Below are 13,911 nucleotides of genomic sequence, written 5' to 3'. Positions count from 1 at the left end.
TGCCGTACCCCCTGACCCACCCCCCTCGAGAGGACGACCGCTGTGGCGTTGACCGCTGACGTGAAGCACGAGCTCTCGCAGCTGGTGATCACGAAGACCACGGTGCGCGCGGCCGAGCTGGCCACGGTGCTGCGCTTCGCCGGCGGCCTGCACCTCATCTCGGGCCGCGTGGCCGTCGAGGTCGAACTGGATACGCCGGCCATCGCGCGCCGCGTGCGCAAAGACCTGGTCGAGCTCTACGGCATGCGCAGCGACGCCGCGATGCTCTCGCCCGGCGGCATCCGCAAGACCCCTGCCTACGTCGTGCGCGTGCTCGAGGGCGGCGAGACGCTCGCCCGGCAGACGGGCCTGCTGGATGCCCGACGCCGACCGGTCCGCGGCCTCCCGAATCGTCTCACCACCGGATCACGCGAGGAGCTCGCGGCCGTGTGGCGCGGAGCGTTCCTCGCCCACGGGTCGCTCACCGATCCCGGCCGCTCGGCTGCGCTCGAGATCACCTGCCCGGGCAACGAGTCCGCCATGGCCCTTGTCGGCGCCGCAGGGCGCCTCGGCATCGCCGCGAAGGCCCGCGAGGTGCGCGGGGTGCATCGCGTGGTCATCCGTGACGGCGACAAGATCAGTCAGATGCTGCGCCTCATGGGCGCCGAGACCACGGTGGCCGACTGGGAGGCTCTGCGCGCCCGGCGCGAAGTGCGGGCGACGGCGAACCGGCTGGTGAACTTCGACGACGCGAACCTGCGCCGATCGGCGCAAGCCGCGGTCGCCGCCTGTGCGCGGGTCGAGCGGGCCCTCGAGATCCTCGGCGACGACCTGCCCGAGCACCTCCGGTACGCCGGCCAGCTGCGACTCGACCACCGCGACTCGAGCCTCGATGAGCTCGGCCACCACGCCGACCCGCCGATGACGAAGGATGCGGTGGCCGGCCGAATCCGACGCCTCCTGGCGATGGCCGACAAGCGGGCCGAGACCCTCGGCATCCCGGGCACCGACGCCAACCTTCCCCCCGACATCGATCTCGACTGATCCACCCCGGCGCGGGAACACCCCGGGGTGCCGCGCGGTTGCCATCAGTAGACTGGCCCCACGTCAGCGCGGTCGTCGGCAGCCCGGCGGTCGGACGCCCTATCTGGAGGAGAGAAAAGCTCCCATGTCTGTGTACACGCTCCCTGAGCTCACCTACGACTACGCGGCGCTCGAGCCGCACATCAGTGCCCGCATCATGGAACTGCATCACTCGAAGCACCACGCGGCCTACGTCGCGGGCGCCAATGGCGCGCTCGAGGCGATGGCGGAGGCGCGGGAGACCGGCGCGTTCGCAAACATCAACCGCCTCGAGAAAGACCTCGCGTTCCACCTCGGCGGCCACATCAACCACTCGATCTTCTGGACGAACCTGTCGCCCGACGGGGGCAACAAGCCCGAGGGCGAGCTCGCCGCCGCGATCGACGAGTTCTTCGGCTCCTTCGACCAGTTCGTCGCTCACTTCACCGCCGCGTCCATGGGCATCCAGGGCTCGGGCTGGGGCGTGCTGTCGTGGGATCCGATCGGGCGCCGCCTGATCATCCAGCAGCTGTTCGACCAGCAGGGCAACACGGCGCAGGCCACGGTGCCGCTGCTGCAGCTCGACATGTGGGAGCACGCCTTCTACCTCGACTACGTCAACGTGAAGGCCGACTACGTCAAGGCGTTCTGGAACATCGTCAACTGGCAGAACGTCGCCGACCGCTTCGCGGCGGCGCGCTCGCACAGCGACGGGCTCCTGCTACTGTCGTAACAGGCGTCGTGGCCGGGGCTGATGCCCCGGCCTTCGTCTTTTCCCCCCTGCACCACACCACCACCTCTACCACCACCAATGGCGCCGTGGGCGCCTGAGCAACAGGAGATCCCGTGAGCGTGAAAGTCGGCATCAACGGATTCGGCCGCATCGGCCGCAACTACCTGCGGGCGGCCCTCGCCCAGGGCAGCGACCTCGAGATCGTCGCGGTCAACGACCTCACCGACAACGCCGCGCTCGCGCACCTGCTGAAGTACGACTCCGTGGGCGGCGTGCTCGCTCACGACGTCTCGCACGACGGCGATTCGATCACGGTCGGTGGCCGTCGCATCCGCGTCTTCGAGGAGCGCGACCCGGCTGCCCTGCCGTGGGGCGACCTCGGCGTCGACATCGTCATCGAGTCGACGGGCCGCTTCACCAAGGCGGAGGACGCCAAGAAGCACATCGCCGGTGGCGCCAAGAAGGTGCTCATCTCCGCCCCGGCCACGGGCGACGACGCCACGATCGTCATGGGCGTCAACGAGGAGACCTACGACCCGGCGACCGACGTCATCATCTCCAATGCCTCGTGCACGACCAACTGCCTCGCCCCGCTCGCGAAGGTCTTCAACGACGCCTTCGGCATCGAGCGCGGCTTCATGATGACGGCGCACGCGTACACGGCCGACCAGAACCTGCAGGACGGCCCGCACAACGACCTGCGCCGCGCGCGCGGTGCCGCCATCAACATCGTTCCCGCCTCGACCGGAGCAGCCAAGGCCATCGGCCTCGTGCTGCCCGAGCTGCAGGGCAAGCTCAGCGGCTCGTCGTATCGCGTGCCGGTGCCCACCGGGTCGATCGTCGATCTCACGATCGTCACCCCCACCGAGGGCCTCACGGTCGAGCAGATCAACGCCGCGTACAAGGTGGCCGCGGCCGAGGGACGCCTCAAGGGCTACCTCGAGTACACCGAGGACCCGATCGTGTCGAGCGACATCCAGCTCAACCCGCACTCGTCGATCTTCGATGCCGAGCTCACCAACGTGAGCGGCACGCTCGTGAAGGTCTCGGCCTGGTACGACAACGAGTGGGGCTACTCGAACCGCCTCGTCGACCTGACCGAGTTCGTGGGCGCCCGCCTCTAGGCGGTCGCTGCGACAAGGACGGTCCTCCGTGGCCCTGCGTACGATCGAGTCCCTCGGCGACCTCTCGGGTCGGCGTGTCATCGTGCGGTGCGATCTCAACGTGCCGCTCACCGACGGCGTCGTGACCGATGACGGTCGCATCCGTGCCTCGCTGCCGACGCTCAACGCCCTGCTGCATCGCGGTGCGAAGGTCGTCGTGATCTCGCACCTCGGGCGCCCCGAGGGTGCTCCTGACGAGCGCTACAGCTTGCGCCCCGTCGCGCAGCGCTTGAGCGAGCTGCTGGGAGCGCCGGTGGCCTTCGCGAGCGACACCGTCGGCGCATCGGCGGCGGATGCCGTGCGCGGACTCGCCGACGGCGGCATCGCCGTGCTCGAGAACCTGCGCTTCAACCCCGGCGAGACGTCGAAAGACGCCGCGGAGCGGCAGGCATTCGCCGACGCGCTCGCGACCTTCGGCGATGCCATGGTCTCCGACGGCTTCGGCGTCGTGCACCGGAAGCAGGCGAGCGTCTACGAACTCGCGCAGACGCTTCCGAGCGCGGCCGGTTCGCTCATCTCGGCCGAGACCGATGTGCTCGACCGTCTCACGGAGCGCCCTGAGCGGCCGTACACGGTCGTGCTGGGCGGCTCGAAGGTGAGCGACAAGCTCGGCGTCATCGCGCACCTGCTGCCGCGCGTCGACCGCCTGCTCATCGGCGGCGGCATGCTCTTCACCTTCCTGGCCGCGCAGGGCCACAAGGTGGGCGCGAGCCTGCTGGAAGCCGATCAGCTCGACACCGTGCGGGGCTACCTCGCCGAGGCCGAGCAGCGCGGTGTGCAGATCGTGCTGCCGACCGACGTGGTCGTCGCCGAGCGCTTCGCCGCCGACGCCCCCCACTCGGTGCAGCGTGCCGACGCGCTCGAAGAGGGTCCGGCAGGAGCATCCGGTCTCGGGCTCGACATCGGGCCCGAGACGGCCGCCCGTTTCGCCGAGCTCGTGGCGTCGTCGACCACGGTGTTCTGGAACGGGCCCATGGGCGTGTTCGAGTTCCCCGCCTTCGCCGGCGGGACGCGCGCGGTCGCCGAAGCGCTCACGCGCGTGTCGGGGCTCGGCGTCGTGGGGGGCGGCGATTCCGCCGCCGCGGTGCGTGCGCTGGGATTCACCGATGATGATTTCGGCCACGTCTCCACCGGAGGCGGCGCCAGCCTCGAGTTCCTCGAGGGCAAGAAGCTCCCCGGCCTGGAGGTCCTCGGATGGCAGTAGCACGCACCCCGCTCATCGCGGGCAACTGGAAGATGAACCTCGACCACCTGCAGTCGATCGCTTTCGTGCAGAAGCTCGCGTGGAGCCTGCGCGACGCCAAGCACGACTACGGCCAGGTCGAGGTCGCCGTGTTCCCACCGTTCACCGACCTGCGCAGCGTGCAGACGCTCGTGACGGCCGACAAGCTCGAGCTGCGCTACGGCGGGCAAGACCTGTCGGTGCACGACAGCGGCGCCTACACGGGCGAGACCTCGGGCGCCTTCCTCGCCGCTCTCGACTGCCGGTACGTCATCATCGGGCACAGTGAGCGCCGGCAGTACCACGCCGAGACCGACCAGGTGGTGGCCGACAAGACGGTCGCCGCCCTGCGGCACGGCCTCGTGCCCGTGATCTGCGTGGGGGAGACGGCTGACGACCTCGAGCAGCACGGCCCCTCGGCAGTGCCGGTGGCGCAGCTGCGGGTCGTGCTCGAGGCGCTCGCCTCCGACGCCGACATCGTGGTGGCGTACGAGCCGGTCTGGGCCATCGGCTCGGGTCAGGCAGCGACGCCCGAGCAGGCCCAGCAGGTGTGCTCAGCGCTGCGGCAGTCGCTCGACGAGGCTCTCGGCGACGAGGCCGCGCAGCGCACGCGCATCCTTTACGGCGGATCGGTCAAGGCCGCCAACATCGCGGGCTTCATGGCCCACAAGGATGTCGACGGCGCTCTGGTGGGCGGCGCGAGCCTCGATGTTGACGAGTTCTCCAGCATCGCCCGGTTCCCGAAGCACGTCGGCACCGTCTGATCCCCGCTCCGCCCTGCGTCCGGTAGGGTAGGAGACTGTCCGAATCGCGCGAGAGGTCCGATCCGTGGAAATCCTTCAGGTCGTGCTCCAGGTCATCCTGGGGATCACGAGCCTTCTGCTCACTCTGATGATCCTGCTGCACCGCGGCCGCGGTGGCGGCCTCTCCGACATGTTCGGCGGCGGCGTCACCTCGAACCTCGGCGCCTCGGGCGTCGCAGAGCGCAACCTCAACCGCATCACGATCATCCTCGCCCTCGTCTGGGTGAGCTCGATCATCGTGCTCGGTCTCATCACGCGCTTCGACGCGGTCTAAGGAGCACATCATGGTCTCAGGCGGCAGCGCCATCCGCGGGTCGCGCGTGGGCTCCGGCCCCATGGGCGAGCAGGACCGCGGCATCCACGCCGAGCGCATCTCGATCTCCTACTGGGACGCCATGGGCAACGAGACCGTGCGGCACTTCGCGGCCAACCTCCCCGAAGAGGAGATCCCCGACGTCATCGACTCGCCGTCGACGGGACTGCCCGCGGGGCGGGACAAGAACAACCCGCCGCAGGTCGCCAAGAACGAGCCGTACAAGACGCACCTGGCCTACGTGAAAGAGCGCCGCACCGACGAAGAGGCCGCGCAGATTCTCGACGAGGCCCTGCTCAAGCTGCGTCAGCGCCGCGGCACGGTCTGACGTCCGCGGTCTAGTCCTCGCCGACCGTCCACTCGGCCTGGTCCATCGCGCCCGTCCAGTAGCTCGTCGGGGCGATGAGCGACTCCGGCACTTCCGACGACGCCTCGTCATCGATGAAGAACACCGTGCGCTTCGTGCCGAGCACGCCGCCCACGGGCACATCGGCGACTGCCGCGCCCGCGAGTGCAAGGCCCAGGGCAGCGGCCTTGTCAGCGCCGGCGAGCACGAGCCAGATCCGCTCTGACTGGTTGATGAGGGGCAGCGTCAGGGTCAACCGCCCGGGCGGCGGTTTGGGGGAGTCGTGCACGGCGATGACGCCGGGCTCGGCGACCCGGGGGCCGTCGCGCTCCGGAAAGAGCGAGGCGATGTGCCCGTCGGGGCCGACGCCGAGGAACGTGATCGCGAAGGTCGGGAAGTCGCCGCCGCCCGCCGCGAGCAACTCTTCCCGGTAGCGCTGCGCGGCCGCCTCGAGGTCGAGGCCCTCGTCCGAGGCGGGGAAGGGGTGGATGTTCGACGCGGGCATGGCGATGCGGTCGAGCAGCGCATCCCGAGCCTGATGCTCATTGCGGTCGGCGTGACCGGTGGGCACCCAGCGCTCGTCGCCCCACCAGGCATGCACGCGGCTCCAGTCGATCTGATCGCGGGCGGGGAGCGCGGCGATCGCGGCGAGCACCTCGATGCCGACGCTGCCGCCCGTGAGCACGATGTGCGCTTCGTCCTGCTCGTCGAGCAGGTCGATCATCTTGGTGAGGAATCGGGCGGCGACCGAGCCCGCGAGCGCGGCACGGTCGGCGTGCACGAGCACGCGGCGTTCGGTGGTCACAGTGGTGGAGCCTCTCTGCGGAGCGGGGCGCGCGGGGCGCCGACGTTAGGCGGCGGTCGAGCTGCCGAACCCGCTCTCGAGTACGGCGCCGAACTCGTCGTCAGGGTCGAGCCTACGCAGTTCTTCGGCGAGGCACTCGCGCAGGCCGCGGCGTGGCAACGAGAGTTCGTGCATCGGCTGTCCGGGCTGGTGCAGCTCGACGATGCCAGTGCGCGTGCGCTCGAGACTGATCTCGCCACTGGCGCGGTGCAGCACGACGCGGTGGATGCCCGACGACGGGTTGCCGTCGGCCACATCGATCTCGACCGGCACCTGCAGCCGCAGGCCGAGCCAGGCCGCGAGCAGGGCCGTCGAGGGGCTATCAGGGGCTCCGGCGACCTGCACCCGCGTGATGGGCTCGTAGGGCGGTTGGTCGAGCGCGGCGGCCAATTGGGCGCGCCACAGGGTGAGGCGCGTCCAGGCGAAGTCGGTGTCGCCGGGCCGATAGCCCGAGGCGATGCGGGCGAGGGTCGACCGAGGGTCGGACGTGGCCGCAGAGTCGGTGATGCGGCGCTGAGCGAGACGCCCGAGCGGCGTGTCGCAGACCGCGTCAGGGCACTCTCCGGGCCACCACGACACAACAGGGGCGTCGGGCAGCAGCAGGCCCGTGACGAGGCCTCGGAGGTCGGTGGCGGTCTCGCCGTGCGCCCGCAGCACGATGACTTCGCTCGCTCCCGCGTCTCCGCCCACCCGGATCTCGGCGTCGAGACGCGCGGTCGCGCCGGCGCTGTCGGTCGAGACGACGATGATGCGCATGGGATGCTCGCGCGAGGCCTCATTGGCCGCCGCGATGACGTCCTCCTCCTCGCCGATCTCGCTCGTGATGATGAGGGTCAGCACGCGGCCGAGTGCCACGGCTCCCGCTTCGTCGCGGATGCGGACGAGGGTCTTCGACACCTGGCTCGCCGTGGTGTCGGGCAGGTCGATGATCACGGGCGCCTCCACACTCGTCCGTCGCGCGCGAGCAGATCGTCCGCGGACTGCGGACCCCAGGTTCCGGGCGCGTACTGCTCGGGCGCACCCTGCGTGGCCCAGAACTCCTCGATGGGGTCGAGGATCTTCCAGCTGAGCTCGACCTCCTCGTGCCGCGGGAACAGCGGCGGGTCACCGAGCAGCACGTCGAGGATGAGCCGCTCGTACGCCTCGGGGCTCGCTTCGGTGAAGGCGTGGCCGTAGCCGAAGTCCATCGTCACGTCGCGCACCTGCATACCGGCGCCGGGCACCTTCGAGCCGAACCGGATGGTGACACCCTCGTCGGGCTGAACCCGGATCACGAGAGCGTTCTGACCCAGGGCGGAGGTCTGCGCCTCGGCGAAGAGGTATTGCGGAGCGCGCTTGAACACGACCGCGATCTCGGTCACGCGGCGGCCGAGGCGCTTGCCGGCGCGCAGGTAGAACGGCACCCCGGCCCAGCGACGGGTATTGATGTCGAGGCGCATGGCGGCGTAGGTCTCGGTCACCGAGGCGGGGTTCATCCCGTCCTCTTCGAGGAACCCCGCAACCCACTCGCCGCCCTGCCAGCCGCTCGCGTACTGCCCGCGCGCCGTACCCGTGGCGAGGTCTTTCGGCAGGCGCACCGCCGAGAGCACCTTCTCCTTCTCGGCGCGCAGGTCGGCCGCGTCGAACGACACGGGCTCTTCCATCGCCGTGAGAGCGAGCAGCTGCAGGAGGTGGTTCTGGATGACGTCGCGCGCGGCTCCGATCCCGTCGTAGTAGCCCGCGCGCCCGCCGACACCGATGTCTTCGGCCATGGTGATCTGCACGTGATCGACGTAGTTCGCATTCCAGATCGGCTCGTACATCATGTTCGCGAACCGCAGGGCGAGGATGTTCTGGACCGTCTCCTTGCCCAGGTAGTGATCGATGCGGAACACGGAGTCGGGCGGGAATACGGATTCGACGACATCGTTGAGCTCGCGCGCGGACGTGAGGTCGCTGCCGAAGGGCTTCTCGATCACGACGCGCCGCCACTCGCCGGCCTGCGCCTCGGCGAGCCCGCTGCGCCGCAACTGCTCGGTGACCAGCGGGAACGACTTGGGCGGGATCGACAGGTAAAACGCGTGATTGCCCATCGTTCCGCGTTCCCGATCCAGTTCCGCGAGCGTCTCCGTCAGGCGAGCGAATGCGTCGTCGTCGTCGAAGTCGCCCGAGACGAATCGGATGCCCGATGCCAGCTGCTTCCAGACGTCCTCCTGGAAGGGCGTCCGCGCGTACTGCTTGACGGCGTCGTGCACGACCTGTTCGAAGTCCTGCGTCTCCCAGTCGCGCCGGGCGAACCCGACGAGGGCGAAGCCGGGCGGCAGCAGCCCGCGGTTGGCGAGGTCGTAGACCGCCGGCATGAGCTTCTTGCGCGAGAGGTCTCCCGTGACACCGAAGATGATGAGTCCGCTGGGACCGGCGATGCGGTTGAGCCGACGATCATCGGGGGAGCGCAGCGGGTTGCTGTCGCGGGCGATGGCGACCGGGGCCATGGTTCTCCTCGTGGTGGCGGAGCGGGTCAGGAGAGCGCGGCGATGATCGCGGCGATGCCGTCGGCGTCGCGCACGCGCAGGGTGACGACGGGCATCCCCTTCTCGGCGAGCACGGCGGCATCTCCCGCTGCCTGGGCGGCGATGAGCTGACCATAGGTGAAGGGGCGATCGGGGATCGCCAGGTCATCGGCGAGCGTTCCGGTGACCTGCAGGAACACCCCGCGCGCGGGGCCGCCCTTGTGGTACTGGCCCGTCGAATGCAGGAAGCGCGGCCCCCACCCGAAGGTCACCGGGCGTCCCGTGCGGGCGGCGATGAGGTGCCGCACGGCCTCGAGCTCGGGGTGGGCGATACGGTCGAGGTAGGCCTGCACGGCCACGTACCCGCCGTCGGGCAGCGCCGCTTCGAGGGCACGGACGGCATCGGCGACGGTGGATGCTCCACCGAGCAGCGACGCGGGCCCGACGACCTCGATGCCGCCGTCGGCGAACTGCGCCGCGAGCGGTTCGGGCCGGGCGTCGAGCAGTCCGCGCGCGGCGACCTTGGCCGACTCCACATCGGGTTGATCGAAGGGGTTGATGCCGAGCAGCACGCCGGCGACCGCCGTGGCGTACTGCCAGGTCAGCAGGTGCGCCCCGAGCGAGCCGGAGAGCTCGATCTCGCCGTCGGCGACCTCGCGCGTCGCGCGCGCGTCCGCGACGAGGCGCACGACCTGCACATCCGCAGCGCCGCTCGTGAGCTCGGGCGCATCGATGCCGACGACGACGGGCAGAACTCCGCGACCGTCCTTGCCGGTCGATTCGGCGATGAGCTGCTCGACCCAGTCGCCGAGGCCGACGATGTGGGTGCCGTCGGCAACGATCACGAGCTTGTCGCGCAGCGGTACGGTGCCGGCGATCGCGGCACCCAGCTGCAGGCCCGGGTTCGAGGCGCTGTCGACGGCGAGCGGAAGGCTCGCCGCCTCGGCCTCGTCGAGCAGGGCATCCAGATCGACGCCCGCGAGTCCGGAGGGTACGAGACCGAAGGCCGTGAGCGCCGAGTAGCGGCCCCCCACGGTCGGGTCGGCGGTGAACACGCGGTAGCCCGCCGCGAGCGACGCCTGCTCGAGGGGCGAGCCGGGGTCGGTGACGATGACGATGCGCTCCGCCGGGTCGATGCCCGCGTCGCGGAACGCGGCCTCGAAGCTGCGCTTCTGGCTGTCGGTCTCGACGGTCGAGCCCGACTTGGACGAGACGACGACGGCCGTGTGGCCGAGGTGCTCGCCCAGGGCGGTCGCGACCTGGCCCGGGTCGGTCGAGTCGAGCACGACGAGCGGCACCCCCGCCGTGCGGGTGATGACCTCGGGGGCCAGCGACGAGCCGCCCATGCCGCACAGCACGATGCGGGAGATGCCGCGCTCGACGAGCTGCTCGCGCAGAGCGACAATCTCCGCCACAAGGGGGCGCGACACCGAGACAGCCTGGGTCCAGCCGAGGCGAATGCTGGCCTCGGCTTCGGCGGCCGGGCCCCAGAGCGTGCTGTCGCCCGCCGTGATGCGGCTCGCCACGAGGTGCTCGACGAGCGCGGGAACCTGCGCGTCGATGGCACGCTGCGCGTCGCCGCGCGCCGCGACCGTGAGAGTCATCGTGCAGCCTCGAGAGCGGCGCTGACGGTGTCGAGCAGCTCGTTCCAGCTGACGATGAACTTCTCGACGCCCTCCTTCTCGAGCAGCGCGGTCACCTCGTCGTACGAGATGCCGAGTGCATCGAGCGCGGCGAGCACGCCGCGCGCCTCGTCGTAGCTGCCCGTGACGGCGTCGCCCGCGATGATGCCGTGGTCGAAGGTCGCCTGCAGGGTCTTCTCGGGCATGGTGTTGACCGTGCGGCCGACGGCGAGCTCGGTGACGTAGAGGGTGTCGGGAAGGCTCGGGTCCTTGACCCCCGTCGAGGCCCAGAGCGGGCGCTGCGCGTTCGCGCCGGCAGCCAGCAGCGCCGCGGCGCGCTCGGTTGCGAAGGCCTGCTCGAAGACCTCGTAGGCGAGGCGTGCGTTCGCGATGCCGGCTTTGCTCTTGAGGGCGAGCGCCTCGGGAGTGCCGATCTCGACGAGCCGCTTGTCGATCTCGGTGTCGACGCGCGAGACAAAGAACGATGCGACCGAGTGGATCGTCGAGAGGTCGATGCCGGCGGCGTGCGCCTTCTCGAGCCCGGCGAGGTAGGCGTCGATGACGGCGCGGTGGCGGTCGAGGCTGAAGATCAGCGTCACATTGACGCTGATGCCCGCGGCGATCGTCTCGGTGATGGCCTCGAGGCCCTCGACCGTCGCCGGAATCTTGATCATCGCGTTGGGGCGGCCGACCTTCTTCCAGAGCTGCTGCGCCTGGGCGATCGTGCCCGCGGCATCGTGAGCCAGACCCGGCTCGACCTCGATCGAGACGCGGCCGTCCTGGCCGCCGGTCGAACCGTAGACCGAGGCGAAGATGTCGCTCGCGGCAGCCACGTCGTCCGTCGTGATCTCAAAGACGGCACGCGTGACATCGACACCCGCGGCCGCGAGCTCGCGCACCTGGTCGTCGTAGGTCGTGCCCGTCGCGAGCGCGGCGGCGAAGATCGTGGGGTTCGTCGTGACGCCGACGACGTCTCGCTCGGTGATGAGGGCGGCGAGACCGCCCGACGTGATGCGATCGCGCGACAGGTCGTCGAGCCAGATGCTGACGCCGAGGTCGCTCAGCTGGGCGGTGGGGGTGGCACTCATGGTGTCCTCAATCGTGGGTGGTGGAGTGGTGGCGGACGGAGAGGGGAGGGGCCGGTCAGTGGGCTGCGATGCTCTCGCGCGCGGCGGCGACGACGGCCTCGGGAGTGATGCCGAACTCGCGGAACAGCGTCTGGTAGTCGGCCGAGGCACCGAAGTGCTCGATCGACACCGAGCGGCCGCGGTCGCCGACGTAGCGGTGCCAGCTCAGGGCGAGGCCGGCCTCGACCGAGACGCGCGCCGTCACCGATGACGGCAGCACCGACTCGCGGTACTCGGCGCTCTGCTCGTCGAACCACTCGAGGCACGGGGCCGACACGACGCGGGCGTGGATGCCGTGCTCCGCGAGCTGCGTGCGCGCATCCATCGCCACCGCGACCTCGGAGCCCGTCGCGATGAGGATCACGTCGGGAGAGCCGTTGGCCGCCTCGGCGAGCACGTAGGCGCCCTTCGCGACGTGGTGCGCCGCCGCGAGCTCGTCGCCCGAGGCGATGCCGGTGCCGCGCTCGAACACGGGGATGTTCTGGCGCGTGAGAGCGATCCCCGCGGGGGAGCGGCGCTCGAGCACCGCCTTCCACGCGTGCGCGGTCTCGTTGGCGTCGGCCGGGCGCACGATCGCGAGACCCGGGATCGCGCGCAGCGACGCGAGCTGCTCGATCGGCTGGTGCGTCGGTCCGTCCTCGCCGAGGGCGACCGAGTCGTGGGTCCAGACGTAGGTGACCGGCACGTTCATGAGCGCGGCGAGGCGCACGGCGGGGCGCATGTAGTCGCTGAAGATCAGGAAGGTGCCGCCGAAGACGCGGGTGCGACCGTGCAGCGCGATGCCGTTGAGGATCGCGCCCATGGCGTGCTCGCGGATGCCGAAGTGCAGCACGCGCCCGTAGGGGTTCGCCGACCACTCGTGCGTCGAGTGCTCGCTCGGGGCGAAGGAGCCGCCGCCCGCGATCGTCGTGAGGTTCGACTCGGCGAGGTCGGCCGACCCGCCCCAGAACTCGGGCAGCACGCCCGCGATCGCGTTGATGACCTTGCCGCTGGCAGCGCGGGTCGACACGCTCGTGCCGCCCTCGAACACCGGCAGCGCGGCCTCGAGGTCGGCGGGGAGCTCGCGCGCGAGCATCCGGTCCAGCAACGCCTTCTTGTCGGGGTTCGCGGCGGACCACGCGTCGAAACGAGAATCCCACGCCGCGCGACGCTCACGCCCGCGCTCGACGGCGAGGCGCGTGTGCGCAATCACCTCGTCGGCGACGGCGAAGTGCTCGTCGGGGTCGAAGCCCATGACGCGCTTGGTCGCGGTGAGCTCGTCGCCGCCGAGTGCCGAACCGTGGATCTTGCCGGTGTTCTGCTTCGTCGGGGCGGGCCAGCCGATGATCGTCTTGACGATCACGAGGCTCGGGCGCGAGGTCTCTGCCTTCGCCGCCTCGAGCGCGGCGTGCAGGGCCTGCACGTCTTCGACGTACTCGCCGGTCTTCTTCCAGTCGACGGTCTGCACGTGCCAGCCGTAGGCGGCGTAGCGCGCGGCGACGTCTTCGGTGAAGGCGATGTTCGTGTCGTCTTCGATCGAGATCTGGTTCGAGTCGTAGATCGCGATGAGGTTGCCGAGCTGCTGGTGGCCGGCGAGCGAGCCCGCTTCGCTCGTCACACCCTCCTGAATGTCGCCGTCACCGGCGATGACGTACACGTGGTGGTCGAAGACGCTCTCGCCCGCGGGTGTCTGCGGGTCGAGCAGGCCGCGCTCGAAGCGCGCGGCGTAGGCGAAGCCGACCGCCGATGCCAGTCCCTGGCCGAGCGGACCGGTCGTGATCTCCACGCCGTCGGTGTGGCCGAACTCCGGGTGGCCGGGGGTCTTCGAGCCCCAGGTGCGCAGCGCCTTGAGGTCGTCGAGCTCGAGCCCGTATCCACCCAGGTACAGCTGCACGTACTGCGTGAGCGAGCTGTGGCCCGCCGAGAGGATGAAGCGGTCGCGACCGAGCCAGTGCGGGTCGCTCGGGTCGTGCTGCATCACCTTCTGGTGCAAGAGGTACGCGACGGGGGCCAGCGACATCGCGGTGCCGGGGTGGCCGTTGCCGACCTTCTCGACAGCATCGGCGGCGAGCAGTCGGGCGGTGTCGACGGCGCGGCGGTCCAGGTCGTCCCAGGTCAGGTCGGTCATGGCGTCGGTACTGCCCTTTCTTCAGACGGATGCGGGCCTCGCCCGGTCCTGCACGAACGTCTGCGTGCAGGGCGTCGTCGGCCCTCGCCAGTATAGAGAGG

Annotated in this window: 13 protein-coding genes; 7 read left to right on the top strand and 6 right to left on the bottom strand. The window is 70.2% G+C overall.

Going from position 1 to position 13,911, the window contains the following annotated elements:
- Positions 1–42 precede the first annotated feature (42 nt).
- From whiA to NNL39_RS11730, 7 genes are all read left to right on the top strand, one after another.
- Entirely contained in the window at positions 43–1,023 is a 981-nt protein-coding gene (whiA, locus tag NNL39_RS11760) for a DNA-binding protein WhiA (protein WP_255159465.1), read from the top strand.
- A gap of 124 nt (positions 1,024–1,147) precedes the next feature.
- Complete coding sequence (locus NNL39_RS11755; protein ID WP_255159464.1) at positions 1,148–1,774, top strand: superoxide dismutase; 627 nt, start codon at positions 1,148–1,150, stop codon at positions 1,772–1,774.
- 113 nt (positions 1,775–1,887) lie between these two features.
- Positions 1,888–2,898, top strand: a complete 1,011-nt coding sequence (gene gap / locus NNL39_RS11750) for a type I glyceraldehyde-3-phosphate dehydrogenase (RefSeq protein ID WP_255159463.1) — start codon at positions 1,888–1,890, stop codon at positions 2,896–2,898.
- A 28-nt stretch (positions 2,899–2,926) separates the two neighbouring features.
- Positions 2,927–4,141, top strand: coding sequence for a phosphoglycerate kinase (locus NNL39_RS11745; protein ID WP_255159462.1), 1,215 nt, complete (start codon positions 2,927–2,929; stop codon positions 4,139–4,141).
- On the top strand, positions 4,132–4,923 hold the full coding sequence (tpiA, locus tag NNL39_RS11740; protein WP_255159461.1) for a triose-phosphate isomerase: 792 nt from the start codon (positions 4,132–4,134) through the stop codon (positions 4,921–4,923). The genes NNL39_RS11745 and tpiA overlap by 10 nt, the downstream gene beginning before the upstream one ends.
- 64 nt (positions 4,924–4,987) lie before the next feature.
- Entirely contained in the window at positions 4,988–5,236 is a 249-nt protein-coding gene (gene secG / locus NNL39_RS11735; protein WP_255159460.1) for a preprotein translocase subunit SecG, read from the top strand.
- Positions 5,237–5,246: 10 nt separating this feature from the next.
- Complete coding sequence (locus NNL39_RS11730) at positions 5,247–5,603, top strand: RNA polymerase-binding protein RbpA (RefSeq protein ID WP_255159459.1); 357 nt, start codon at positions 5,247–5,249, stop codon at positions 5,601–5,603.
- Between the two features lie 10 nt (positions 5,604–5,613).
- Here the strand turns inward: NNL39_RS11730 and pgl are convergent, their stop codons facing one another.
- The 6 genes from pgl to tkt are packed head-to-tail and all read right to left on the bottom strand — an operon-like array spanning position 5,614 to position 13,810.
- A complete protein-coding gene (pgl, locus tag NNL39_RS11725; protein WP_255159458.1) occupies positions 5,614–6,426 on the bottom strand; it encodes a 6-phosphogluconolactonase in 813 nt (270 codons plus the stop codon).
- Between the two features lie 45 nt (positions 6,427–6,471).
- The gene (locus NNL39_RS11720; RefSeq protein WP_255159457.1) at positions 6,472–7,398 is read right to left on the bottom strand and encodes a glucose-6-phosphate dehydrogenase assembly protein OpcA; all 927 of its coding nucleotides are present in this window, start codon (positions 7,396–7,398) and stop codon (positions 6,472–6,474) included.
- Complete coding sequence (zwf, locus tag NNL39_RS11715) at positions 7,395–8,936, bottom strand: glucose-6-phosphate dehydrogenase (protein ID WP_255159456.1); 1,542 nt, start codon at positions 8,934–8,936, stop codon at positions 7,395–7,397. Before zwf ends, NNL39_RS11720 begins: the two co-directional genes overlap by 4 nt.
- 26 nt (positions 8,937–8,962) lie before the next feature.
- Complete coding sequence (locus NNL39_RS11710; protein WP_255159455.1) at positions 8,963–10,558, bottom strand: glucose-6-phosphate isomerase; 1,596 nt, start codon at positions 10,556–10,558, stop codon at positions 8,963–8,965.
- Positions 10,555–11,664, bottom strand: coding sequence for a transaldolase (tal, locus tag NNL39_RS11705; protein WP_255159454.1), 1,110 nt, complete (start codon positions 11,662–11,664; stop codon positions 10,555–10,557). The genes NNL39_RS11710 and tal overlap by 4 nt, the downstream gene beginning before the upstream one ends.
- A gap of 55 nt (positions 11,665–11,719) precedes the next feature.
- On the bottom strand, positions 11,720–13,810 hold the full coding sequence (gene tkt / locus NNL39_RS11700) for a transketolase (protein WP_255159453.1): 2,091 nt from the start codon (positions 13,808–13,810) through the stop codon (positions 11,720–11,722).
- Between the last annotated feature and the right edge of the window lie 101 nt (positions 13,811–13,911).

The organism is Microcella humidisoli (genome assembly GCF_024362325.1).
GTDB lineage: Bacteria > Actinomycetota > Actinomycetes > Actinomycetales > Microbacteriaceae > Microcella > Microcella humidisoli.
Note: the sequence above shows the minus strand (reverse complement) of the source record. Positions and strands in the feature narration are given on the sequence as shown.

What these genes read in the sequence shown, in the direction of transcription:
- NNL39_RS11755 (WP_255159464.1), top strand. Translation starts at nt 1,148, where the DNA reads ATGTCTGTGTACACGCTCCCTGAGCTCACCTACGACTACGCGGCGCTC.
- zwf (WP_255159456.1), bottom strand. Translation starts at nt 8,936, where the DNA reads ATGGCCCCGGTCGCCATCGCCCGCGACAGCAACCCGCTGCGCTCCCCC.
- tal (WP_255159454.1), bottom strand. Translation starts at nt 11,664, where the DNA reads ATGAGTGCCACCCCCACCGCCCAGCTGAGCGACCTCGGCGTCAGCATC.
- NNL39_RS11710 (WP_255159455.1), bottom strand. Translation starts at nt 10,558, where the DNA reads ATGACTCTCACGGTCGCGGCGCGCGGCGACGCGCAGCGTGCCATCGAC.
- NNL39_RS11730 (WP_255159459.1), top strand. Translation starts at nt 5,247, where the DNA reads ATGGTCTCAGGCGGCAGCGCCATCCGCGGGTCGCGCGTGGGCTCCGGC.
- tpiA (WP_255159461.1), top strand. Translation starts at nt 4,132, where the DNA reads ATGGCAGTAGCACGCACCCCGCTCATCGCGGGCAACTGGAAGATGAAC.
- tkt (WP_255159453.1), bottom strand. Translation starts at nt 13,810, where the DNA reads ATGACCGACCTGACCTGGGACGACCTGGACCGCCGCGCCGTCGACACC.